We start from the raw sequence: 23249 nt of genomic DNA, 5'->3' as shown, positions 1-23249 counted from the left end.
CAACCTCTCAGGAGCTTTCCATGTTGACAGACCCTATTGCGGACATGCTCACCCGCATCCGCAACGCGCATCTGGCCCTGCATAAAGATGTGCAAGTGCCGCGCTCAAAAATGAAGGAAGCGCTGGCCGCCATCCTCAAGCAGGAAGGCTATGTGGAAGACGTGGCTGTGGCCGATAAAAACATCACCATAGCCCTGCGCTACGAAAAGGGCCGGCCCGTCATCACCGGGCTCAAGCGCGTGAGCACGCCCGGTCGCCGGGTGTATGTGGGCGCGCACCAGATCCCCAGGGTGCAGAACGGCCTCGGCATCTGCATATTGTCCACGTCCAGCGGTGTGCTGGACGGTATGACCGCCCAAGAAAAGAAAGTGGGCGGCGAACTTTTGTGCGAAATCTGGTAGGCGGTGCACCATGTCGAGAATAGGTAGACTGCCCATTCCCGTTCCTAATGGCGTTGACGTCAAGATCGGAACGGATGTTGTGGAAGTGAAGGGCCCCAAGGGCACGTTGCGCACCCCTGTCTGCCCCCTGCTTAAGTATGAACTGGCCGACGGCCACCTGACCCTCACCCGTGTGGACGACGAGCGCCACACCCGCGCCCAGCATGGGCTGCGGCGTACGCTGCTGGCCAACTGCATTGAAGGCGTGACCAAGGGCTTTTCCAAGGGCCTGGAAGTCATTGGCGTGGGCTACCGCGTGGCGGTGAAGGGCAATTTGATTGAGCTTTCTGTGGGCTATTCCCACCCCGTGGTGGTGGATCTGCCCGATGGCATTACGGCGGCGGTGGCGGGCCAGGTGCTCACCCTCTCCGGCATTGACAAGGAGCTGGTGGGCGAAATGGCCGCCAAGATCCGCCGTATCCGCAAGCCCGAACCTTACAAGGGCAAGGGCATCAAGTATGTGACCGAGACCATCCGCCGTAAGGTGGGCAAGTCCGGCGGCAAGAAGTAGGGAGTGCGTCATGATTAACAGCAAGAACTCATCCCGGCAGCGCCGCAAGATTCGCATCCGCAAAAAGGTCAACGGCACGGCGGTACGGCCGCGTCTGGTGGTCTTCCGGTCCAACCTGCACATCTATGCCCAGATCGTGAACGACGTGGACGGGGCCACCCTGGCCTGCGCCTCCACCCTCACGCTGGCCAAGACGGAACCGGGCCTGCACTGCAACCTGAGCGGCGCCCAACGCGTGGGCAAGGAAATTGCCCGCCTGGCCAAGGAGAAGAATATCAGCCTGGTGGTATTCGATCGCAACGGGTATCTTTATCACGGTCGCGTCAAGGCCGTGGCCGACGGCGCCCGCGAAGGCGGCCTGGAGTTCTAGTATGCGTCAGGAAAATAGCGAAACCCAGCAGAACGAACTGGGCGAAATCGAGAAGATCGTTTCCCTCAACCGCGTGGCCAAGGTGGTCAAAGGCGGTCGCCGGTTCAGCTTCAGCGCCCTTGTGGTGGTGGGCGACGGCAAGGGCGGCGTGGGCTTTGGCCTGGGCAAAGCCCAGGAAGTGCCCGAAGCCTTGCGCAAAGCCACAGAACGCGCCCGCAAGAACCGTGTGCAGATTCCCCTGGTGGAGGGCACCTTGCCCTATGAGGTGCTGGGGCGTTTCGGCGCCGGGCGCGTCATGCTTAAGCCCGCCTCTGAAGGCACGGGCATCATCGCCGGCGGCGCCGTGCGCGCGGTGATGGAAGCCGTGGGCGTGCGCGACGTGCTGGCCAAGGCTATCGGTACCAACAATCCGCACAACGTGCTTCGCGCCACACTGCAGGGCCTGGGCGCCCTGCGCAGCGCGGCCGATGTCTCGGCCCTGCGCGGCAAGAAGCTGGAAGCTCCAAGGAAGTAGTCATGGCAGCAGAAATCAAGGTCAAACTGGTGCGCTCGCGCATCGGCGCTACGCCCGCGCAACGCAAGCTGCTGGATGCCCTGGGCCTCAAGCGCCGCGAAAAGGTCAGGACGTTCAAGGACACCCCGGCCATTCGGGGCATCATCGCCAAAGTTCCGCATATGGTGGCCGTTGTTGAGTAACGGCCGGAGGACATAGACCATGCAACTGCACAATCTTTTTCCCTTTCCGGAAGAGCGCAAGACCCGCCGTCGTGTGGGCCGCGGCGCCGGATCCGGTTTGGGCTGCACGGCGGGCAAGGGCCACAAGGGCCAGAACGCCCGTGCAGGCGGCGGCGTGCGCCCCGGTTTTGAGGGCGGCCAGATGCCCCTGCAGCGGCGTCTGCCCAAGCACGGTTTCAAGAACTATCTGTTCAAGGTGACCTACGCGGTGATCAATCTGGACAGTCTTATTGCCGCCTTTGGCGAGCAGACTTCCATCACCCTGGACGACATCTACGCCCGTGGCCTGGTCCGTATGGGCGCACCGGTCAAAGTGCTGTCGCGCGGCGACGTGTCGACGGCCCTCACGGTGGAGGCCCACAAGTTCAGCAAGGCCGCGGCGGACAAAATCCGTCAGGCCGGCGGCAGCGTCAACGAGCTTGAGGCTGTTCCGGCGGAATAGCCGGTTTCAGGCTGCGACACAGCCGGGGCGGCGTCCTTTGCGGCGAAGCCCCGGCCGTGTTGTGGTTCCGGGTTCGGTTTTTTGCCGGCGTGCCTACGTCGGCGCAGCACCACAAAGGGTTTTTACGGCAGGTGATACATGGCAGTAGGATCGGCAAACGTGACGGCAGGACAGGCTTCGCTGACCAAAAAGCTGGGCTGGACCTTCCTGATTCTGTGCTGCTACCGCATTGGCGTGCATGTGCCCGTGCCGGGGGTCAACGCCTCGGCTCTGGCGTCTTTTTTTGAAAGTATGTCCGGCACGCTGTTCAGTCTTTTTGACATGTTTTCCGGCGGCGGGCTCTCCAACGTTTCGGTCTTTGCCCTGGGCGTCATGCCCTACATTTCGGCCAGCATCATCATGCAGCTGTTGCAGGTGGTCAGCCCGGACGTCAAGCGTATGGCGCGCGAAGAAGGGCAGGCCGGCCGGCGCAAGATAACCCAGTACACCCGCTATATGACGGTGCTCATCACCTTGGTGCAGGGCCTGGGCATTGCCGTGGGCCTGGAAAATATGACCAGTCCTGCGGGCATGCCCGTGGTGCTGACGCCGGGCTGGCATTTTCGGCTGGTGACCATGATCACCTTTACGGCCGGCTCTGTGCTGGTCATGTGGCTGGGCGAACAGATCACCGAGCGGGGCATCGGCAACGGCATTTCGTTGATCATCTTCTGCGGCATCGTGGTGGGCATCCCGCGTGGCATCATTCAGTCTGTGGCCCTTATTGAAGCCGGGGACATGAGCCTTTTTATGGCCGTGGTCATTGTGGCCTTTATGGCGGCGGTGCTGGTGGCCATTGTCTTTGTGGAGCGGGCCCAGCGGCGCATCCCCATCAGCTATGCCAAGCGCCAGATCGGGCGTAAAATGTATGGCGGGCAGAACTCGCATTTGCCCCTGCGGCTGAATACGGCGGGCGTCATTCCTCCTATTTTTGCCTCTTCGCTGCTGTTGTTTCCGGCCACTATCGGGCAGTTTTCGACCAACCACTATGTGAAGCAGGCCGCGGAGTGGTTTTCGCCCCACGGTGTGGCTTACAACGTGCTTTATGTGGCGCTGATGTTCTTCTTCTGCTATTTTTACACGGCCATTATTTTTGACCCCAAGGATATGGCCGAAAATTTGAAGAAGAACGGCGGCTTCATCCCCGGCATCCGGCCCGGAGACAGAACACAGGAATATATTGATACGGTGCTTTCGCGGCTGACCCTTTCGGGGGGCATCTACATTTCCATTGTCTGCCTGCTGCCCATGTTGCTCATCAGCAACTTTAACGTGCCGTTTTACTTTGGCGGCACCAGCCTCCTCATCCTCGTGGGCGTGGCCATGGACTTCATGAATCAGGTGGAATCCCACATGATCTCCAGCCAGTACCAGGGCCTGATGGCCAAGGCGCGCAAGAGCGGCAGGCTCTAAGCGCGGGACGGTGAATCATGAAGAAGTATCACGGCGCATTCATCAAGAATGAGCGGGAAGTGGCCTGCCTGCGGGAAGCCAACCGCATGGTGGCCAACATTCTGGATGCCGTGGGCGCAATGGCGGTGCCGGGTGTGCCCACCATGCGTCTGGAAGAGCTGGCGCGCGACATGTGCGCCGACTATAAGGTCAAGCCCGCCTTTTTGGGCTACTGCGGCTATCCTTTTGCCCTGTGCTGCTCGGTAAACGAGCAGGTGGTGCATGGGTTTCCTTCTGACCGGGTTTTGCAGGAAGGGGATATCGTCAGCGCCGACATGGGCGTGGTGTTTGAAGGTTTTGTGGGCGACGCGGCGCGGACCTTTCCTGTGGGCACGGTGAGCGAAGACGTGCACAAACTGCTCAAGGTTACGGAGGAGAGCCTCTACGTGGGCATTGAACAGGCCAGGGCCGGCAACGACGTCTACAGTATCGGCGGGGCCGTGCAGGACTATGTGGAGGCCGCCGGCTTCAACGTGGTGCGCCGTTTTGTGGGGCACGGCGTGGGTTCGCGCATGCACGAAAAGCCCGAGGTGCCCAATTTTCGCCCCGGTATGAAGGGCCTGACCCTGCAGAACGGCATGGTCATCGCCATTGAGCCCATGGTGACCATGGGCACCTATGAAGTGGACATCCTGGACGACCAGTGGACGGCCGTGACCCGCGACGGCCAGTGGGCGGCCCATTTTGAACACAGTGTGGCCATCACTCCGGCCGGACCGCGCATCCTCAGCGTTTCGGACAAGGGGCTGAACCGGCACACCATTGTTTGATGGTTGACAGAATACCTAAAGCCGGATAAAGATTTCCGTTCCCGCTCCTTCTTCTTGGGGCGGCGGGTTGCCAGCGGCTGCGGCGGCCCGGGTTGTGCCGGCGGCTTTATCGGCCAACGCAATGGCTCGTATTTGGGAGATGTAAAATGAAAGTAAGACCTTCCGTCAAGAAAATATGCCCCAAGTGTAAGGTTATCCGGCGCAAGGGAGTGCTTCGAGTTATCTGCGAAAACCCCCGGCACAAGCAGCGCCAGGGCTAGGGCAGGAGACGTACAGTGGCGAGAATAGCAGGTGTTGATTTGCCGCGCGGCAAACGGGTGGACATTGCGCTCACCTATATCTATGGCATTGGCCGCACCACGGCCCTGAAAATTCTGGACACCACCGGCGTCAACTGGGAGCGGAACATTGACGACCTCTCCGCCGACGAGGTGAACGAAATTCGTAAAGAGCTGGAGCAGCACTACAAGGTGGAGGGCGACCTCCGCCGTGACATCTCCGGCAATATCAAGCGCCTTATGGACATCGGCTGCTACCGTGGCCTGCGTCATCGGCGCGGCCTGCCCTCCCGTGGGCAGCGTACCCACACCAACGCGCGCACCCGCAAGGGGCCGCGCCGTGGGGCCGTGGGCAAAAAGAAGTAAGTTTGGCGGTTGCGTCGGACGCAGTTTGTAAAGCGGACGCAGCGTAGAAGGCTGCCGTGAGGACGAACGGAATTTCCGCCGCCGCGCGGAGCATAATCTGAAAAGCTCCAGTCAGAGGGATTGCAGTATGGCCAGACCCAAGAAAGCGGTCAAAAAGAAGGAAAAGAAGAACGTGCCTGTGGGCATTGCCCACATTCAGGCCTCGTTCAACAATACCATCATCACGTTTACGGACACGCGCGGCAACGCCGTTTCGTGGGCCTCTTCGGGCCAGAGCGGCTTTAAGGGCTCGCGCAAATCTACGCCTTTTGCCGCCCAGGTGGCGGCCGAAACGGCGGCTCGCAAGGCGCAGGACAACGGCATGCGCACCGTGGGCATTTATGTGAAGGGGCCCGGCTCCGGTCGTGAGGCCGCCATGCGCGCCATTTCGTCCGTGGGCTTCAAGGTGGCCTTTATCCGTGACGTTACGCCCATTCCGCACAATGGCTGCCGGCCGCCCAAGCGCCGCCGCGTCTAGTCCGCCTTGGCGCGGACAGCGTAAAACCGCAAGAGGATCAGATTCATGGCCAAATATACCGAAGCCAAGTGCCGCATGTGCCGCCGCGAGGGCTGCAAGCTCTTTTTGAAGGGCGATCGTTGCTTTACCGACAAATGCGCCTATGACCGCCGCCCCTACGCCCCCGGCCAGCACGGCCGTGCGCGTAAGAAGGTGAGCGAATACGCGGTGCAGCTGCGGGAGAAGCAAAAGACCCGCCGCGCGTACGGCATGCTGGAACGTCAGTTCCACCTGTATTTTGAAAAAGCCGAAATGCAGAAGGGCGTTACCGGCACCAACCTGCTGGTTATGCTGGAGCGCCGCCTGGACAACGTGATTTACCGTCTGGGTTTTGCCAACTCGCGCAACCAGGCCCGTCAGCTGGTGCGTCACGGCATTTTCACGCTCAACGGCCGTAAGGTGAATATCCCTTCCCTGCAGGTGCGGGTGGGCGATACCATTGAGATTCCTGAAAAGAACCGTAAAATTCCCGTTCTGGCCGAAGCTCAGGAGGCCATTGCCCGCCGCGGCTGCCCGCCCTGGCTGGAAGCGGACGGCGCCGCCTTTAAGGGCTCGGTCAAGGCCTTGCCGCAGCGCGACGAAATTCAGTTCCCCGTCAACGAGCAGCTGATCGTCGAACTTTACTCGAAATAACCGGGGGTTCGCATGCTTATAAAACAGGGCGAACGCCTTATCAACGCGCGCAACTGGTCCGAGCTGGTCAAGCCGGAACAGATCGCGCGTGAAGAAGAAACCGCCAGCCCCACCCACGGCAAGTTCATCTGTGAACCGCTGGAGCGGGGCTACGGCACCACCATCGGCAACGCTTTGCGGCGAGTGCTGCTCTCCTCTCTGCAGGGGGCGGCCTTTGTGTCCGTCAAGATTGCCGGCGTGCAGCACGAGTTCACCACGATCCATGGGGTGTTGGAGGACGTCACCGACGTCATTCTGAACATCAAGCAGGTTCGCCTGCGCCTGGATACGGAGGAACCCCAGCGCCTGACTCTGCGGGCTTCTTCTCGCGGGCCGGTGCTGGCCGGGCAGATTGAGACCAATCAGCATGTGAGCGTGCTCAACCCCGACCTGCACATCGCCACTCTTACCGAGGACGTGGACCTGGAGATGGAGTTTGAGGTCCGCATGGGCAAGGGCTATGTGCCCGCCGACATGCATGAGGGCCTGGACGACGAGATCGGGCTGATCCGCCTGGACTCCAGCTTTTCTCCGGTGCGCAAGGTGGCCTATACGGTGGAGCAGGCCCGCGTGGGCCAGATGACCAACTACGACCGCCTGTTGTTGGAAGTATGGACCGACGGCTCCCTCACGCCCGAAGACGCCATTGCCTACAGCGCCAAGATCATTAAAGACCAGATTTCCGTGTTCATCAATTTTGATGAGCGGGTTTCCGGCGACATGCGCGACGGCAACGGCGACAGCGGTGAGCTCAATGAGCACTTGTTCAAAAGCATTGATGACCTGGAGCTTTCCGTGCGGGCGACCAACTGCCTGCGCAGCGCCAACATTGCCCTGGTGGGCGAACTGGTGCAGCGGACCGAGGCCGAAATGCTCAAGACCAAGAATTTCGGCCGCAAATCGCTGGACGAAATCAAGAGCGTGCTGCTGGATATGGGCCTCGACTTTGGCTTGAAGGTCGACAACTTCGACAAGAAATATCAGGACTGGAAAAGGAAGCAGCAAAATGAGGCATAGCAATTCCGGAAGGAAACTTTCGCGCACGCCTGCGCACCGCAAGGCCCTGTTGCACAATCTCGCCAAGGCGCTGCTGCTCCACGGCAAAATCCGCACCACGGAAATGAAGGCCAAGGAACTGCGCCGGGTGGTGGAGCCCCTGATTACCCTTGCTAAACGCAACGACCTGCACTCTCGTAGGCTGGCGTATCGGGCCCTTAACGATCATGCCCTGGTCAAGCGTCTGTTTGACGACATTGGGCCCCTGTTTGCCGGCGTGCCCGGCGGCTACACCCGTGTGATCAAACTGGCCATGCCGCGTAAGGGCGACAACGCCCCCATGGCCGTCATTGAGCTGACGCGCAGCCAGCAGGCCGCTCCCGTTAAGGAAGCTGCCCCCGCCAAGGAAGCCACGGCGCCCGAAGGCGACAAGTAACAACAAACCGCTACAGCAGCGGCCCTCAACGGCCGTAGCGCCGTCCAGATACAAAGCGCCCCCTGTGTTTGCAGGGGGCGCTTTGCGCTTGTGCAACGCCTTTTCAGCACCGGCAGGCCGCCATAGCGGCAAACTGTCTGCCTGGGCAAGCGGACTGGCTATCTTGCTGTCTTGCCCCTGCATTTTCCGCTATGATTGGGTTGCGGAATAAAGGTATGGTGGCAAATTTACGTTGAAACTGCTTTGGCAGCTGCATAAGAGACGCCCGGCATGCAGGTCAAGTGCAAGGATTGGCGTGGTTACGCGCCGGAACGGGCGTGCCGTTGCGAGAATACAGATTCTCACCAGCAAGCTGTTCTGAAGGATAGGGGGCCCTCTTTTTCTGCCGTCCACAGGGCGTCCCGGATGGACGCTTGTCAGGCCGCGGCCTGGGAAAATAGACGGCAGAGCAAAAGAGGGCCCCCGCAAGGCCTTTTACTGTTTTTCTTCCGCCTTGGCGGCTGCCGGAGCGGGTTTGGTTTTCTTTGTCCTGGGGGTGCCGGAACGGTGGACCACAAATTTGCTCACCGAAGGCTTGCGGTGGATGGGTTCCTGCAGCAAACACTTGGTAGGGCATTTTTCCACGCAGGCGGAGCAGTAGACGCAGAGAAAGGGATCGTAGTTCCACTTGCCGCCCTTGGCATCCACCACAATGGCCCCGGTGGGGCAGACTCTGGCGCAGGTGCTGCAGAAGATGCAGTGCTCCACGTCGTTGGTGATGACGCCGCGGTAGCTGGCGAAGGGCTCGCGCTCCTCCAGGGGATAGAGCCTGGTGGCCGGCTTGGCGGACAGATTGCGCAACACGTTGGGAAGCATATACATGGCGCTACCTCTCAGTGCAGGAAATGCACGGGTCGATGCTCAGCACGATCACCGGCACGTCGGGCAGTTTGCAGCCCGGCAGCATGTGCAGCAGGGCGGGGATGTTGGCAAAAGTGGGCGTGCGCACGCGCATGCGTTCCAGGTTTTTGGTGCCGTTGGCGCGGATGTAGTAGAACAGCTCACCGCGGGGCTGCTCCACACGGAAGACGGATTCGCCCTCCGGGTTGCCGGGCACCTTGACGGTGAGTTCGCTTTCGGGCAGCCGGTTCAGGGCTTCGCGGACGAGCTCAATGGCGTGCAGCACTTCGTAAAAGCGCACCTTGGCGCGGGCGTAGCAGTCGCCGTCCGGCTCCACCACGGGGATGAAGTTGAGATCCTTGTAGGCGGCATAGCCGTGCATGCGCTCATCAATTTCCCAGCCGCTGCCGCGCAGGGTGGGGCCGGCTGCGCCCAGCAGGCGGGCGTCCTCTTTGCTCAGATAGCCGATGCCGCGGGTGCGCTCCTGCACGGTATAGTCGTCCAGCATGGTGCGGGTCAGCTCGCGCATGCCGGTTTCCAGTTCGTCCAGGCGGCCCAGCATCCAGCGGATCTGGTCCGGGGTGAGGTCGCGGCGCACGCCGCCCACCACATTGACGGAGAGGATGACGCGGTTGCCGGCCGTGGCTTCACAGATGTCCATGACGTGTTCACGAATGCGCCAGAACTGCTGGAAGACGCTTTCAAAGCCAAAAGCATCGGCAAACAGGCCAAGCCAGAGCAGGTGCGAGTGCATGCGGTGCAGTTCTGACCAGACCACGCGCAGAAACTGGGCGCGTGGCGGGGCCGTGATGCCCATGAGGTCTTCAATGGCATTGCAATAGCAGTTGGCGTGGATGCAGGAGCAGATGCCGCAGATGCGCTCCACCACAAAGACCATCTGGTTGTAGTCCTTGACGCGGACCAGGCTTTCCAGCCCACGGTGCACAAAGCCGAGTTGGGGCACGGCCCCCACCACGGTTTCGTCCTCCACCACAAACTTGATGTGCAGCGGTTCGGGCAGCACAGGGTGCTGCGGCCCGAAGGGGATGACGGTGGTGCGGTTGCTCATGCCTGCTCTCCTTTGGGGGCCGCGTCCGCGGCGCCGGCCTTGGCCGCCGGGGCGCGCCGCACGGTGGTCATGGTGAAGTAAGGGGCGTGGCTGACTTCGCCTTCCAGGTACATGCCGCCCTGGTAGTCCAGGGGCAGGCCCGCAAAACGCACGCCGAACTGGTCCTGGGTTTCGTTTTCAATAAGCACGGCGCAGAAGTAGACGGGCGTGATGCTGGGGATGGGGGCATCCTTGTTTACGTCCATGCGCAAATGGACCATGCCCTTGGCGTCCTGCGGTTCCCACACGCACATATCGGCGTTGTTGCGCAGGTCGGTCATGGTCAGGTTTTCATCAAAGTGGTAAAACAGCCGCAGGGTGTTTTCGTCCACCACGGTCTGCGACATGGTCACAAAACGGTATTTTTTGTTGGCCAGCTGCTGCACTTCGCCCAGCAGCGTTTCCGGCGTAACTTCCTTGGCTTCAAAAAGCATGGCGCAATCCTTCGGGTCCTAGCCCGCGTTTTGCAGTGGCTGGTCGTCGGTTTTTGGGGCGGCCGCTTCCGTGGGCGGGGTATTGTCCTCATCGCCGGGCATGCGGGTGGGTTCCGGTTCCGGGCCCAGGCCCATCTTGGCCTGCAGCACGCCCAGGGCCTGCACCACGCCGTCGATGATAGCCTCGGGTTTGGGCGGGCAGCCGGGCACAAAGACATCCACAGGGATGATGGTGTGCGCGCCGTTGAGTACATTATAGGTGTCTTTGAACACGCCGCCCGAAAGGTTGCACGCGCCGATGGAAACCACGGCCTTGGGTTCGGGCATCTGTTCATAGATCTGCTGGAGCACATGGCGGTTGCGGTGGTTCACCGTGCCGGTGACCAGCAGCACGTCCGCGTGCTTGGGGTTGCCCGTGTTGACCACGCCAAAGCGCTCCACATCGTAGAGGGGCGTGAGACAGGCCAGCACCTCAATGTCACAGCCGTTGCAGGAACCGCAGTCAAAGTGCACGATCCACGGAGACTTGAGCCGGCTCCGCTTGATCATTTTATCGACAAATCCCATTTTCCCGCCTCCTTACGCAACGTACAGCCACAAAAGGTTTACCAGGGCCAGCCCCATGCCGAGCAGCAGGGACTTTTTCTGCACCATCCACTGCCAGGTAAGCCGGGCCGTGATGTTGTCGATGACGATTTCCGTAAACAGCGAAGCGGCCACCAGAATGGCCATACCCACCACGCTGGTGTGCCAGAACATGGCGCACAGGCCCAGGATAAGCACCAGGTCCAGCCAGTGGGCCACTTCAATAATGGCCAGGAAAGGACCGGAATATTCGGTCTGCACGCCGCGGACCAGTTCCTGATGGCCGTGGTGGCTGGCCGCGATGTCAAAGGGCGATTTGCGTAGCTTGATGGTCAGGGCGTAGCCCAGGGCCAGGAAAAGCAGGGGCATTTTGAGCAGCAGGGGTTCCTTCAAGCTGAACACGTCCGCCAGAGAGAAGGAGCCCGTGCACATGGCAAAACCCACAAAGACCAGAATAAGGATGGGCTCGTAGGCCAGCATGAGCAGCAGTTCACGTTGGGCGCCCACATTGCTGTAGGGGGAGGGCACGCAGATGGCGCCTACCACCTGAAACACCGCGCCCACCGAAAGTACAAAGAAAAGCAGCAGCAAGTCGCCGCCCATGAAGAAGATGAACAGGGCCAGAGCCGAAGAAATGAGCGTGATGTAGGCGCAGAAGACCAGCCAGGCGTTAGTTACTTTGGCTTCTTTGCCCGCCAGTTTGAGGATGTCGTAGAAAGGCTGCAACAGGGGCGGCCCCACGCGCGACTGCATGCGCGCCGTGAGGCGTCTGTCCACACCGTTAAGCAATCCGCCCGCCAGGGGCGACAAGAGCAGGCCGCCGAGAGCGCCGAGGATAGAGAGCATCAGAGCAGACCTCCTATGAGAACGATCAGGAATGCCGTGGAAATGATGTCTATGCCTCTGGTGATGGTGCCTTCGCCAAAGTACTGGGCCAGGTAGAAGTTGGCCACACGGGCTGGTTCAAAGACGTTCATGGGGCCTTTGAAGCCCACCTGGCCATCCTTTACCTGGGTCAGACCGGAGAAGTAGGGTTCGGCATGGGCCTTGCCCGGCACCTTGCGGGCCGCGCGCCAGGCCAGCCAGACGCCCACGGCCAGCAGGATGAAAAGAATGTACATCCAGCCGAAGCCCCCCGCGCCTGTAAGGGACGCGCCGGGGATGAAGCCTTCGCTGTGCAGGTTGAAGCGGGCGTAAACGCCGACCACGGAGGGCTCCACAAAGGTCTTGAGCACCAGCGGCGCAATGAAGGAAAAGATCAGCGCCAGACCGCAGAGCGACCGCAGGGCAAACATGATGGACGGGCGGGTGTCGCCGTGCCGCGGATGCTCGTGCAAGTTGGACGAAGACACGATGACGCCGGCCCAGCGCGCCCAGAACAGCACGGTGAAGGCCGAGCCCAGGGCCACGAAAAAGACGATGGGCGTCATGGCCTGGGTGGCGCGGGCGATAGCTTCAATGGCCATCCACTTGCCGATGAGCATGCCAAAGGGCGGCAGCATCATGGTGAAGATGCCGATGACCGTGATGACGGCCGTGCGCGGCATTTTGCCGTACAGGCCGCGCATGTCTTCAATATCGCGAGAGCCGATGCGCTGTTCGATGGTGCCCACGCACATGAAGAGCAGGCCCTTGGAAACGGAGTGGTAGATGATGATGGTGGTGGCCGCCATCATGGAGGCTGCCGTATTAATGCCCACGCAGGCGATGATCAGGCCCAGGTTGGCGATGGTGGAGTAGGCCAGAATTTTTTTGGCGTTGCTCTGGCTTACGGCCAGGATGCAGGTGGCCACAAAGGTGAAAGCGCCGAACAGGGCCACGATGGTGGACATGGTGGTGTCGGCAAAGGCCGGGGCCATGCGCAGCAGCAAATAGGTGCCGGCCTTGACCATAGTGGCCGAGTGCAGCAGGGCGGAAACGGGCGTGGGCGCCACCATGGCCCCGCACAGCCAGCTTTCAAAGGGCACCTGGGCGGATTTGGTAAAGGCCGCCACGCAGAAGAAGGCAAAAGGCAGCAGCATGGCCGTGCTCTTCACATCCATGCCGGTCATCTTCTGCAGCACCAGTTCGGTGGAAAGGGTGCCCAGACTTTTCTGGATAAACAGCATGGCCGAAACAAAGGCCAGGCCGCCCAGCACGTTCATCCACAGGGCGCGGTAGGCGTTGGCCTTGGCTTCTTCGGTCTGGTCGTGCCCGATGAGCAGGAAGGAGCACAAGGTGGTCACTTCCCAGAAGAAAAACATCCAGGAAAGATTGTTGCACAGCACCAGGCCGTTCATGGCCCCCAGGAAGCAGAAAATAATGGCAAAAAAGCGCGGCTTGCGGGAAACGCGCAAATGCAGGTGCTCTTCGTGCACATCCATGTAGCCCAGACCATAAATGGTGATAAGCCCGCCCACCACGGAAATAATGATAACCATGATGAGAGAAAGCCCATCGGGGGCAAAGGCTACTGCGGGGGCGTCCCCTTCGGCCAGCACAAATTTGAGGTAGAGCAGGCCGACCAGCTGCAATACGGTCATGCCCATGACCAGTCTGCTGCCCAGCTTCCAGCCGATGCCCAGAATGTAGAGCAGCAGCAGGAGGTCCAGGACGCTGAAAAGCGTGTCCAGCGGCATGCCAAAGAAGGTTTCGGCTTCCAGCCGGAAGGCCCCGTTGGCCCCCAGGAAGACCGCAGAAAGCGCCATGACCGCCACGGCGGTGGGCACCAACAGTTTGCGACACCCGTCGCTTTGTGTGAAATAAAGCGCAATGGCCACAATAAAGGGCAGCACAACGCAACAAAAAACAAGTAAGCTCATGATAGTTGCCCCATTACCCTAGTAGTTGTGAAAACATTCACCAAATCCAGACCTTCTCACAACCTGCAACAAAGACCTCCTTCAAAAAAATTGGTGCATATGAGTAATAATTCCAGTATCGCAACTGTTGTATTACGTCAATGGGCAAGAAAAAATTCACAGATTGATTGCTTGATGAATATCGTTGTAGTTTACTTGTAATAAATTTACAAAAAACGTGTTACCGGAACAGTTAGCGAATGAAATGAGCTAACTGCTCTGCAAGGATTTTCTTGAAAATCCTTGCCACGAAATGCGAGTAGGCAGGCAGAACAGCCATACTGGGGGTGGTCTGTGCGTCCTGAGGTTTTGTAAGAATCCTACCTCCTGAGTATGCGTTTCTGGGGCGGCGCATAAAAAACGCCCCGGCTCTTGCCGGGGCGTTTTTTTGCGGGGCAGATGTCAGATTGGCGCGAGCGGCCGGGCGGGCCGTTAACGCCGCGGGCGCAAAGAAGGGCGGTTTTGTTCAGAGTGGGGCAAGTTCTCGTTGCCGGACCTTGCCGCCCGTTTTCCGGATTCCTCCGGTCAGCCCGCAGCGGGCGGCGCTGTCGTCAGTTGGCCACGATGTTGACCAGCTTGCCCGGCACTACCACCACCTTGCGCACGGTAAGCCCGGCTGTGTGGCGTTGTACGTTGGGGTCCGCCAAGGCGGCCTGCTCCAGCGCGACCTTGTCCGCTTCCGCCGGCACCTGCACGGTGCCGCGCAGTTTGCCGTTGACCTGCAGGGCCACGGTAAGCATGTCCTGCGCGGTGGCTGCGGCCTCCCAGCGGGGCCATGCCTCGCCGGACAGGGTGTCGACGTGGCCCAGGCGCTCCCACAGTTCTTCGCAGACGTGGGGGGTAATGGGCGCGAGCAGGGTCAGCACCGTGGCCATGGCAGAGGAGAACACGCGGCGTTCGCTCTCGCTGTTGCCCATTTTTTCCCGGGCCAGGTACATGGCGTTGACCAGCTCCATGACGGCGGCAATGGCCGTATTGCACTGGAAGCGTTCGCCCATGTCCTCCCCGGCCTTTTTGACCGTCAGGTGTTCGCGGCGGCGCAGGTCGCGGGCTTCGACCGTTTGGGCGTCCGCGTCCGTGGCCTGGCAGGCCTTGAGGGGCAGGAGCCGTTCCCGTTCTTCCATAAACAGCCGCCAGACGCGGCCGATGAAGCGCGAGGCTCCTTCGATGCCTGAATCGGACCAGTCAAAGTCCCGTTCCGCCGGGGCGGCGAAGAGGCAGAACAGCCGCACCGTGTCTGCCCCGTATTTGGCGATCATCTCTGCAGGGGCCACCACATTGCCCTTGGATTTTGACATTTTGCCGCCGTCCTTCAGCACCATGCCCTGGGTGAGCAGGTTGGCGAAGGGCTCGTCCAGCCCGGCGGGGAAAAAGCCCAGGTCGCGCAGTGCCTTAGTGAAAAAGCGGGAATAGAGCAGGTGCAGGATGGCGTGTTCCACACCGCCGATGTACTGGTCCACGGGCAGCCAGTAGCTGAGGGCGGCGGGGTCAAAGGGGGCCTGGGTATTGCGGGCGCTGGTGTAGCGGGCGAAATACCAGGAAGACTCCACAAAGGTGTCCAGAGTGTCGGTTTCGCGCCGGGCCGGGCCTCCGCAACGCGGGCAGACGCATTGGGCAAAAGCCGGGGTCTCCGGCAGGGGGGAACGGCCGTCCTCGCGGATTTTGACGTCCATGGGCAGGAGCACGGGCAGGTTTTCTTCCTTTTCCGGCACCACGCCGCATTTTTCGCAGTAGATCACGGGGATGGGCGCGCCCCAGTAGCGCTGGCGCGAGATGTTCCAGTCCCGCAGGCGAAACTGGGTGGTGGCGCGGCCTTTGCCTTCTTTTTCCAAGGCTGCGGCCACGGCGGCCTTGCCTTCCACATTGGGCAGGCCGTCAAAGGGGCCGGAGCCCACCATGACGCCCTCGGCGGTAAAGGCCTCCGCAAGCTCTTCGGCCCGCAGTTCCTCCCCCTTGGGGCAGATGACCACCTTGACGGGCAAGCCGTACTTGCGGGCAAACTCAAAGTCGCGCTGGTCGTGGGCGGGCACGCCCATGACCGCGCCGGTGCCGTAGTCCGCCAGCACAAAGTTGCCCAGCCACAGGGGCACGCGCTGCCCTGTGAAGGGGTGCAGGGCGTAGGCTCCGGTAAAGATGCCTTCTTTTTCCAAATTTTCGGACTGCCGGTCCAGGCGGTCCATATTGCGGATGCGCTCCACAAAGGCGCGTACCTGGTCGGCCTGCGGCTGCCCGGCAATGAGTTGTTCCACCAGGGGGTGTTCCGGCGCAAGCGTCATGAAGGTGACGCCGAAGAGCGTGTCCGGACGGGTGGTGAAAACGTCCAGGCTCTGCGCGCCCTCCACGGGTTTTTCCAGGGCAAAGGTGACGGCCGCGCCCGTGGATTTGCCGATCCAGTTGCGCTGCATGGCCAGCACGCGTTCGGGCCAGCCGCCCTCCAGCTTCTGCAGGTCTTCCAGCAGTTCGTCGCCGTAAGCCGTGATTTTAAGGAACCATTGGGTCAGGTCTTTCTGGATCACGCGGCTGTCACAGCGCCAGCACAGGCCGTCAATGACCTGCTCGTTGGCCAGTACCGTATGGCAGGAGGGGCACCAGTTCTGCGCGGCCTTCTTGCGGTAGACCAGACCTTTTTCCAGCAGGCGCAGAAAGAACATCTGTTCCCAGCGGTAGTATTCCGGCCGGCAGGTGGCGACTTCTCTCGACCAGTCGTAGGAATAGCCCAGGCGTTGGAGCTGGGCGCGCATGTTGGCGATGTTGTCGTAAGTCCAGCGGGCGGGATGGGTGTGGTGTTTGATGGCCGCGTTTTCCGCCGGCAGGCCAAAGGCGTCCCAGCCCATGGGGTGCAGCACGTTGTAGCCCAGCATGCGCCTGGTGCGCGCCACCACGTCGCCAATGGCGTAGTTGCGCACATGGCCCATGTGGATGTTGCCCGAAGGGTAGGGAAACATCTCCAGCACATAGTACTTGGGCTTGTCGCTCTTGTCGCTGCAGGCAAAGGCGTTTTCCGCCTGCCAGCGGGCCTGCCATTTTTCTTCAATAGCTTGCGGATTGTAGCGTTCGTGCGTCATGGCGTACCAGGAGGTTAGGCGGACGGGACGGGCGCAGGGTTTTCCCCGGAGGGGGATTCCAGGGCCTTGGCTACGGCGTCCAGAATGCCGTTGATAAAGTTTTTGGCCGTGTCCGCGCCGTATTCCCGGCTCAGTTCCAGGGCCTCGTTAATGGCTACCCGGGGCGGCACGTCGGGTCGGCAGAGCAGCTCGTAGACGGCCAGCCGCAGCAGGGTCAGCTCTACCCGGCCCATGCGGTCCAGCCGCCAGTTGCGGGCGTGGCGGGCAATGAGCTGATCCAGGCGTTCGCGTTCCCGCCAGACGCCTTCCACCAGTTCCCAGGCAAAGCCCACCGGCATATCGCCCGGCTCCCTGGCGGGGTCGGGCGTGGCGGCGGGCGTGCGCAAAAACTGACTGCGCAGGTCCGTCATGCTGGTGGCCGAGGTAAAAGAAAGGCCGTAGAGCACTTGAAAGGCCTGGGCCCGCTCGCCGTGACGGGTGGCGTTTTTTCCTTTGGCCATGGGTTAGAGCTGCTCCAGCACGCGGACGGTTTCCAGCATGGCGGCGGCGGCTTCGGCCCCTTTATTGCCAGCTTTGGCCCCGGCGCGTTCAATGGCCTGTTCAATGTTGTCGCAGGTCAGCAGACCGAAGCCGATGGGCGTGCCCGCGTGCAGCATGGCCTGGGCAATGCCCTTGGTGGCCTCGGCGCAGACATAGTCAAAGTGCGGCGTACCGCCGCGGATGACCGCGCCCAGGGCCAGCACGCCGTCAAAACGGCCGCTCTGGGCCAGCTTTTGGCAGACCAGAGGCATCTCGAAAGCGCCGGGCACGCGCACCAGGGTGATGTCGTCCTGGCTTGCGCCGTGGCGTTCCAGATAGTCCAGCGCGCCGCTGATCAGCCTGTCCACGATAAAATCGTTGAAACGCGCGGCCACCATGGCCACTTTAAGGCCCTTGGCGTCCAACTGGCCGGCGATGGTTTGTACGGTCATGTTCACTCCCAGGAAGGTATATTCCTCAAGGCCGTTGTTCACGACAAAGCGCCCCGGCCCAAAGCCGGAACGCGCCATAATCAGATAAAACCGTTGCGCAGCAGCAGCTCACGGGTCACGCCCGCGCCGCCGGCCGCGTCCTGCGCGCCGGGGTCTTCAGCCGCCGTTTGCGCGCCCGGCGGCGTGCTGCTTGCCGCGCGCGCGTCCAGTACGCGCCGCACATATTTGCCGATAAGGTCCGTTTCCAGATTCACCGACACGCCGGGCCGCCAGCGGCGCATGCCCGTGCGTTGCCTGGTGTCGGGAATGACGTTGACCTCAAGAAAATCCGGACCGCAATCATTGACTGTTAAGCTGATGCCGTCAAGGGTCACCGACCCTTTGGGGATGATTTCCGGCGCGAACTCCGGAGGAAAGCGCAGCCGACAGCGCAAGGACTGCCCCACGGCCCGCACTTCCTGCACCGTGGCAATGCCGTCCACATGGCCGCTTACCAGATGCCCGCCCAGACGGTCGCCCAGGGCCAGGGCGCGCTCCAGATTGACGCGGTCGCCAGGCCGCAGCGCGCCCAGGGTAGTCCGGGCCAGGGTCTCCGCCGAAGCGTAGGCTGTAAAGTCCGCGTCCCCAAAGGTTTCCACTGAAAGGCAGGCGCCGTTGACGGCAATGGATTCGCCCGCTACAAGCCCGGAAAGAGCAAACAGCGGGCGCAGACGCAGGCGGCACTCCGCGCCTGAACGACGCAGGTCCGCGACCTCGCCCTCGCCTTGCACCAGACCCGTGAACATATTTGTACCCTTGGGATGGTTTTAGTTGTGTTTTTTGTGGGGCGAAGGGAACTTTTGTGATCAAAAGTTCCCTTCGCCCCACGCCCTCTATCTTTCAAAAACCTTTTTTGCGTAAGCGTGTGCGCGGTGAGCCCACCGGCATAGGGGAGGCGGCACGTGCGCTCAGGCGAGCAGCGTGTCCAGGGGATGCAGCCGGATGTGCACGTCCCCGCCGCAAATGTCCGTGCGGCTTACACGCAGGCGCAGGGCCTCGTCCAGGCTCAGGGGCGCACGGCCGGAAAACAGCGGATGGGCGTCCGCGTCGCCTAGAATTATAGGGGCCAGGTGCAGGCGAAAGTCGTCCACCATGCCGGCTTCCAGCAGGCTCAGCGCCAGCTTGCCGCCCCCTTCGCAGAGTACGTAGGGGCAGTGCAGTTCTTGCCACAAAAGTTGCAGCAGGCCGACAAAGTCCGGGCCGCCTCCGCGCGCGCGCGGGCCCAGGGCCAGCACGCGCACGCCCATTTCGCGCAGGGCTTTGGCCGTGGTGGAGGCCGCCGCCGCTGGCGAGGCCATAAAAATGGTCTGCTCCGGCCTGTGCCTGAGCAAATGAAAATCCGCGTCGGGCTGCGGCAGGCGCGAGGTCAGCACGCAGGCCAAGGGTTGTGGGGCCGTTGCCCCGGCCTCGTGTACCGTCAGGCGCGGGTCGTCCGCCCTGAAGGTGCCGCCGCCGATAAGCACAGCTCCACCGCACAGGCCAATGCCTGCGCGCAGGCGCTGCACTTCCTGCCGAGAAGGCTCGGAGCTGATCCACTGGGATTGCCCCTTGCGCGTGGCGATGCGTCCGTCCAGAGTGGCGGCCATCTTGAGGATGACGTAAGGCCGGTTTTGGGTCTGCCAGACCAGAAAATCCGCCACCAGGTCGCGGCACTCCTGCGCGCACACGCCCTCCACCACCTCCAGCCCGGCTTCGCGTAACTGACACGCACCGCCGCAGGCCACGGGGTTGGGGTCGGCCAGACCCACCACCAGCTTTTTGATGCCGGCCTCGCGCACGGCCGCGGTGCAGGGTGGGGTTTTGCCCTGATGGCAGCAAGGCTCCAGGGTGACCACCAGGGTGCAGTCTGCCGGGTCCACCCCGTGCGCGCGGGCGTCCTTGATACAGGCGACCTCGGCGTGGTCTTCCCCGGCGGCATGGTGCCAGCCGCGCGCCGCCACGTGTCCGTCGCGCACCAGTACGGCCCCCACCGTGGGATTGGGACAGGTCTTCCAACGACCCCTCTCGGCAAGGGCTATGGCCTCGCGCATAAAGGGAGCGTAATCCAGTTCAGACATGGGAGCCTTCTCCGGTTTGAGCGCTGACCACGGGGGGGACGAAGGGCAGCTGTTCCACAAGAACCCCGGCTTCACGCAGCATTTGCGTGGCCAGTTCGTCTGGATAGTCCTCTGCATAGAGGATATGGCGAACGCCGCAGTTGATAAGCATTTTGCTGCAGAGCACGCAGGGATGGGTGGTGCAGTAGAGCTCCGCGCCGCTGATATTGATGCCGTGCACCGCGGCCTGAATGATGACGTTTTGCTCCGCGTGCAGCCCCCGGCAGATTTCGTGCCGCTGGCCGGAAGGGATGCCCAGCTGTTCGCGCAGGCAGCCCACCTCCAGGCAGTGGGGCACCCCGGCCGGAGCGCCGTTGTAGCCCGTGGCCAGGATGCGTTTGTTCTTCACCAGCACCGCGCCCACCCGGCGGCGCAGGCACGTGGAGCGCCCGCTTACCAGGTAGGTGATGTTCATGAAGTATTCGGGCCAAGGCATGCGTTGCATAGGACCACCTGAAATAGTTGCGGCCGGGGACAAGCCCGGCCAGACTGCCGCCGCGTGCGCTGCCTTGAGCGCGGTCCGGCTTACGCCCAAACGTAAGCCGGACCGCCATAAACGGCTTACCAGGCAAACAGCGGGAACTGCCGGGCGAACTCCTCCACCTTTTTACGGATGTTTTCCAGCGCGGCGGGTTCGTTGCGTTTTTCCAGGGCTTCCACAATAAAGCTGCCCACCAGGCGCATATCGTCTTCTTTCATGCCGCGCGTGGTCAGGGCCGCAGAGCCCAGGCGGACGCCCGAAGTAACAAAGGGCGAACGGGTTTCAAAAGGCACGGTGTTTTTGTTTACCGTAATGCCCGCCTTGTCCAGGGCCTGTTCGGCGTCCTTGCCCGTAATGTCCTTGCTGGTCAGGTCCACCAGCATTAAGTGGTTGTCCGTGCCGCCGGAAACCAGGTCGTAGCCCGCCTTCGTGAGGCAGGCGGCCAGGGTGGCGGCGTTCTGCACCACCTGCAGCTGGTATTTTTTGAAGGCAGGACGCAGGGCCTCGCCAAAGGCCACGGCTTTGGCCGCGATGACGTGCATGAGCGGCCCGCCCTGAATGCCGGGGAAAATCTGGCTGTTGAGGGTTTTGGCCATGCTTTCGCCGGAAAGGATCATGCCGCCGCGCGGACCGCGCAATGTCTTGTGCGTGGTGGTGGTGGTGATGTGGGCGTAGGGCAGGGGGCTCTGGTGCAGGCCTGCGGCCACCAGCCCGGCAATGTGGGCCATGTCCACCACCAGGGTGGCGCCCACTTCGTCGGCAATCTGCCGAAAACGCGCAAAATCAATGGCGCGGGGGTAGGCGCTGGCGCCCGCCACAATGGCCTGAGGTTTGTGTTCACGGGCCAGGGTGGCCACCTGGTCGTAGTCAATGCGGCCTGTTTCGCGCTCCACGCCGTAAGAAACCACGTGGAAGAGGCGGCCGGAGAAGTTCACCGGGCTGCCGTGGGTCAGGTGCCCGCCGTGCGAAAGGTTCATGCCCAAAATGGTATCGCCGGGCTTCATGAAGGCCAGATAGGCGGCCATGTTGGCCTGTGAGCCGGAATGAGGCTGCACGTTGACATACTGGCAGTCAAAAAGCTGCTTGGCGCGGTCCTGGGCCAAGGTCTCGGCTATATCCACGTATTCGCAGCCGCCGTAATAGCGCTTGCCGGGGTAGCCTTCGGCGTACTTGTGGGTCAGCACGCTGCCCTGGGCCTCGCGCACTGCCGGCGAAACGAAGTTTTCCGAGGCGATGAGTTCCAGTTTGCTGACCTGACGGTTGGATTCCAGAATGATGGCCTGGGCCAGTTCCGGGTCTTGGAGCAGGATTTCGTCCATGAGCGCTTCCTTATGGTTGGCGGGGGCGGACCATGCCCCCCCGGCCGCGGGGCAAAGGGCGTGGGGCCCTAGGCTTCCCACTTTTTAAAAATGACGCTGGCGTTGGTGCCGCCGAAGCCGAAAGAGTTGCACATGGCGTAGCTGCAGGCCTGGTGCACCGTGCCGTTCGCCAGGTAGTCCAGATCGCATTCCGGATCGGGATTTTCCAGGTTGATGGTGCCAGGCAGCATGCCGTCGCGCAGGGCCAGGGCCGTGAATACGGATTCGATGCCGCCGGCTGCGCCCAGCAAATGGCCGGTCATGGATTTGGTGGCGGAAATTTTGAGCTTGGGCGCATGCGCGCCAAAGACCAGTTTAATGGCGCGGGTTTCGGTCTTGTCGTTGAGCATGGTGGAGGTGGCGTGGGCGTTGATGTGCTCCACGGCCTCTGGCTGGATGCCCGCATCCTTGAGGGCGTTTTGCATGGCGCGGGCCATGCCTACGCCGTCCTCACAGGGAGCGGTCATATGGTAGGCGTCGCCCGTGGCGCCGTAGCCCACCATTTCAGCGTAGATTTTGGCGCCGCGCGCCTGGGCCGATTCCAGCGATTCCAGCAGCAGCAGGCCGGCGCCCTCGCCGATGACAAAGCCGTCGCGCTTGGCGTCAAAGGGGCGGGAGGCGCGGGTGGGCTCGTCGTTAAACTGGGTGGAAAGCGCCTTGAGCGCCGTAAAGCCCGCCACGCCCAGGGGCGTGACCGTGGCCTCCACGCCGCCGGAAATAACCGCAGTGACCCGCCCCAGGCGGATGTTGTCAAAAGCCGTGCCCAGAGCGTGGATGGCGGAGGCGCAGGCCGTGGTGGTGACGATGTTGGGGCCTTTGGCGCCGGTAAAAATGGAAATCTGCCCCGGACCCATATTGGAAATGAGCATGGGGATCATGAAGGGCGAGATTTTGTTGGGACCGGACTGCAGCAGCTTGGCGTGGTAGGTCTCCAGGGTGTGCAGACCGCCCAGACCGATGCCGAGGATGACGCCCGTATCGTAGGCGTTAGCGTCGGTTACGGTAAAGTCCGCGTCTTTGAGGAGCATCTGGGCCGAAGTCACGGCAAACTGGGTGAAGCGGTCCATGCGGCGGGCCTGCTTCATGGGGATGTGGTCTTCGGGCACAAAATTTTTCACTTCGCCGGCAATGCGGGCATCGTAGGCCGAAGCGTCAAAAAGGGTGATGGGCGCAATGCCCGACTCGCCGGCGAGCAGCTTTTTCCAGGTGCTTTCCATATCATTGGCGAGGGGCGTAACGCCGCCAATGCCGGTGATCACTACGCGGGGACGGGTCATGCATGCTCCTTTGAAGGCGGGGGGACGCGGCGTCCCCCCACTGCGGCTGTCAT

General features: G+C 61.8%; 28 protein-coding genes. 14 read left to right on the top strand and 14 right to left on the bottom strand.

The window, feature by feature from the left end:
• Nucleotides 1–20 precede the first annotated feature (20 nt).
• From rpsH to rplQ, 14 genes are all read left to right on the top strand, one after another.
• The gene (gene rpsH / locus J7I12_RS06395; RefSeq protein ID WP_118230310.1) at nt 21–401 is read left to right on the top strand and encodes a 30S ribosomal protein S8; all 381 of its coding nucleotides are present in this window, start codon (nt 21–23) and stop codon (nt 399–401) included.
• A 10-nt stretch (nt 402–411) separates the two neighbouring features.
• Nucleotides 412–951: a 50S ribosomal protein L6 gene (rplF, locus tag J7I12_RS06390; RefSeq protein WP_118230311.1), complete on the top strand. Its 540-nt coding sequence runs from the start codon at nt 412–414 to the stop codon at nt 949–951.
• A 10-nt stretch (nt 952–961) separates the two neighbouring features.
• Complete coding sequence (gene rplR / locus J7I12_RS06385) at nt 962–1321, top strand: 50S ribosomal protein L18 (RefSeq protein ID WP_118230312.1); 360 nt, start codon at nt 962–964, stop codon at nt 1319–1321.
• Between the two features lies 1 nt (nt 1322).
• Nucleotides 1323–1835: a 30S ribosomal protein S5 gene (gene rpsE, locus J7I12_RS06380; protein WP_118230313.1), complete on the top strand. Its 513-nt coding sequence runs from the start codon at nt 1323–1325 to the stop codon at nt 1833–1835.
• 2 nt (nt 1836–1837) lie between these two features.
• A complete protein-coding gene (rpmD, locus tag J7I12_RS06375) occupies nt 1838–2017 on the top strand; it encodes a 50S ribosomal protein L30 (protein WP_092154043.1) in 180 nt (59 codons plus the stop codon).
• A gap of 19 nt (nt 2018–2036) precedes the next feature.
• On the top strand, nt 2037–2498 hold the full coding sequence (rplO, locus tag J7I12_RS06370) for a 50S ribosomal protein L15 (RefSeq protein WP_118230314.1): 462 nt from the start codon (nt 2037–2039) through the stop codon (nt 2496–2498).
• Nucleotides 2499–2636: 138 nt separating this feature from the next.
• Entirely contained in the window at nt 2637–3950 is a 1314-nt protein-coding gene (gene secY / locus J7I12_RS06365) for a preprotein translocase subunit SecY (protein WP_118230315.1), read from the top strand.
• 17 nt (nt 3951–3967) lie between these two features.
• Nucleotides 3968–4759 (top strand): type I methionyl aminopeptidase, encoded by a 792-nt coding sequence (gene map, locus J7I12_RS06360; RefSeq protein WP_118230316.1) that lies wholly within the window; start codon nt 3968–3970, stop codon nt 4757–4759.
• Between the two features lie 146 nt (nt 4760–4905).
• Nucleotides 4906–5019: a 50S ribosomal protein L36 gene (gene rpmJ, locus J7I12_RS06355; protein WP_005027799.1), complete on the top strand. Its 114-nt coding sequence runs from the start codon at nt 4906–4908 to the stop codon at nt 5017–5019.
• A gap of 15 nt (nt 5020–5034) precedes the next feature.
• On the top strand, nt 5035–5403 hold the full coding sequence (gene rpsM / locus J7I12_RS06350) for a 30S ribosomal protein S13 (RefSeq protein ID WP_118230317.1): 369 nt from the start codon (nt 5035–5037) through the stop codon (nt 5401–5403).
• A gap of 127 nt (nt 5404–5530) precedes the next feature.
• Nucleotides 5531–5920 (top strand): 30S ribosomal protein S11, encoded by a 390-nt coding sequence (gene rpsK, locus J7I12_RS06345; protein WP_092154033.1) that lies wholly within the window; start codon nt 5531–5533, stop codon nt 5918–5920.
• A 45-nt stretch (nt 5921–5965) separates the two neighbouring features.
• Nucleotides 5966–6592 carry a 30S ribosomal protein S4 gene (rpsD, locus tag J7I12_RS06340; protein WP_118230318.1) on the top strand — a complete coding sequence of 209 codons (627 nt, stop codon included), beginning with the start codon at nt 5966–5968 and terminating at the stop codon, nt 6590–6592.
• Nucleotides 6593–6604: 12 nt separating this feature from the next.
• On the top strand, nt 6605–7648 hold the full coding sequence (locus J7I12_RS06335; RefSeq protein ID WP_118230319.1) for a DNA-directed RNA polymerase subunit alpha: 1044 nt from the start codon (nt 6605–6607) through the stop codon (nt 7646–7648).
• Complete coding sequence (gene rplQ, locus J7I12_RS06330) at nt 7638–8063, top strand: 50S ribosomal protein L17 (protein ID WP_118230320.1); 426 nt, start codon at nt 7638–7640, stop codon at nt 8061–8063. The genes J7I12_RS06335 and rplQ overlap by 11 nt, the downstream gene beginning before the upstream one ends.
• A gap of 474 nt (nt 8064–8537) precedes the next feature.
• Here rplQ and J7I12_RS06325 read toward each other — a convergent pair whose 3' ends face one another.
• The 14 genes from J7I12_RS06325 to fabF form a co-directional block, all read right to left on the bottom strand.
• Nucleotides 8538–8924 (bottom strand): 4Fe-4S binding protein, encoded by a 387-nt coding sequence (locus J7I12_RS06325; protein WP_118230321.1) that lies wholly within the window; start codon nt 8922–8924, stop codon nt 8538–8540.
• Nucleotides 8925–8928: 4 nt separating this feature from the next.
• Entirely contained in the window at nt 8929–10011 is a 1083-nt protein-coding gene (locus tag J7I12_RS06320) for a hydrogenase large subunit (RefSeq protein WP_118230322.1), read from the bottom strand.
• On the bottom strand, nt 10008–10484 hold the full coding sequence (locus J7I12_RS06315; protein WP_118230323.1) for an NADH-quinone oxidoreductase subunit C: 477 nt from the start codon (nt 10482–10484) through the stop codon (nt 10008–10010). Before J7I12_RS06315 ends, J7I12_RS06320 begins: the two co-directional genes overlap by 4 nt.
• An 18-nt stretch (nt 10485–10502) precedes the next feature.
• Nucleotides 10503–11051 carry an NADH-quinone oxidoreductase subunit B family protein gene (locus J7I12_RS06310; protein WP_118230324.1) on the bottom strand — a complete coding sequence of 183 codons (549 nt, stop codon included), beginning with the start codon at nt 11049–11051 and terminating at the stop codon, nt 10503–10505.
• Nucleotides 11052–11063: 12 nt separating this feature from the next.
• On the bottom strand, nt 11064–11915 hold the full coding sequence (locus J7I12_RS06305; RefSeq protein WP_118230325.1) for an NADH-quinone oxidoreductase subunit H: 852 nt from the start codon (nt 11913–11915) through the stop codon (nt 11064–11066).
• Entirely contained in the window at nt 11915–13870 is a 1956-nt protein-coding gene (locus tag J7I12_RS06300; protein WP_288908014.1) for an NADH-quinone oxidoreductase subunit 5 family protein, read from the bottom strand. The genes J7I12_RS06305 and J7I12_RS06300 overlap by 1 nt, the downstream gene beginning before the upstream one ends.
• Before the next feature lie 590 nt (nt 13871–14460).
• Entirely contained in the window at nt 14461–16974 is a 2514-nt protein-coding gene (gene leuS / locus J7I12_RS06295) for a leucine--tRNA ligase (protein WP_118230327.1), read from the bottom strand.
• A gap of 14 nt (nt 16975–16988) precedes the next feature.
• Nucleotides 16989–17474 carry a transcription antitermination factor NusB gene (gene nusB, locus J7I12_RS06290; protein ID WP_118230328.1) on the bottom strand — a complete coding sequence of 162 codons (486 nt, stop codon included), beginning with the start codon at nt 17472–17474 and terminating at the stop codon, nt 16989–16991.
• 3 nt (nt 17475–17477) lie between these two features.
• Nucleotides 17478–17945, bottom strand: a complete 468-nt coding sequence (gene ribH / locus J7I12_RS06285) for a 6,7-dimethyl-8-ribityllumazine synthase (protein WP_165450861.1) — start codon at nt 17943–17945, stop codon at nt 17478–17480.
• An 80-nt stretch (nt 17946–18025) separates the two neighbouring features.
• Nucleotides 18026–18730: a riboflavin synthase gene (locus J7I12_RS06280; protein WP_118230329.1), complete on the bottom strand. Its 705-nt coding sequence runs from the start codon at nt 18728–18730 to the stop codon at nt 18026–18028.
• Nucleotides 18731–18892: 162 nt separating this feature from the next.
• Nucleotides 18893–20041: a bifunctional diaminohydroxyphosphoribosylaminopyrimidine deaminase/5-amino-6-(5-phosphoribosylamino)uracil reductase RibD gene (gene ribD / locus J7I12_RS06275; protein ID WP_118230330.1), complete on the bottom strand. Its 1149-nt coding sequence runs from the start codon at nt 20039–20041 to the stop codon at nt 18893–18895.
• Nucleotides 20034–20525 (bottom strand): deoxycytidylate deaminase, encoded by a 492-nt coding sequence (locus J7I12_RS06270; RefSeq protein WP_118230331.1) that lies wholly within the window; start codon nt 20523–20525, stop codon nt 20034–20036. The genes ribD and J7I12_RS06270 overlap by 8 nt, the downstream gene beginning before the upstream one ends.
• A 116-nt stretch (nt 20526–20641) precedes the next feature.
• The gene (gene glyA, locus J7I12_RS06265; protein WP_302549063.1) at nt 20642–21880 is read right to left on the bottom strand and encodes a serine hydroxymethyltransferase; all 1239 of its coding nucleotides are present in this window, start codon (nt 21878–21880) and stop codon (nt 20642–20644) included.
• Between the two features lie 68 nt (nt 21881–21948).
• Complete coding sequence (fabF, locus tag J7I12_RS06260) at nt 21949–23196, bottom strand: beta-ketoacyl-ACP synthase II (RefSeq protein WP_118230333.1); 1248 nt, start codon at nt 23194–23196, stop codon at nt 21949–21951.
• Nucleotides 23197–23249 lie beyond the last annotated feature (53 nt).

The sequence above is a fragment of the Desulfovibrio diazotrophicus genome (assembly GCF_902498985.2).
Classification (GTDB): Bacteria; Desulfobacterota; Desulfovibrionia; order Desulfovibrionales; family Desulfovibrionaceae; genus Desulfovibrio; species Desulfovibrio legallii.
Note: the sequence above shows the minus strand (reverse complement) of the source record. Positions and strands in the feature narration are given on the sequence as shown.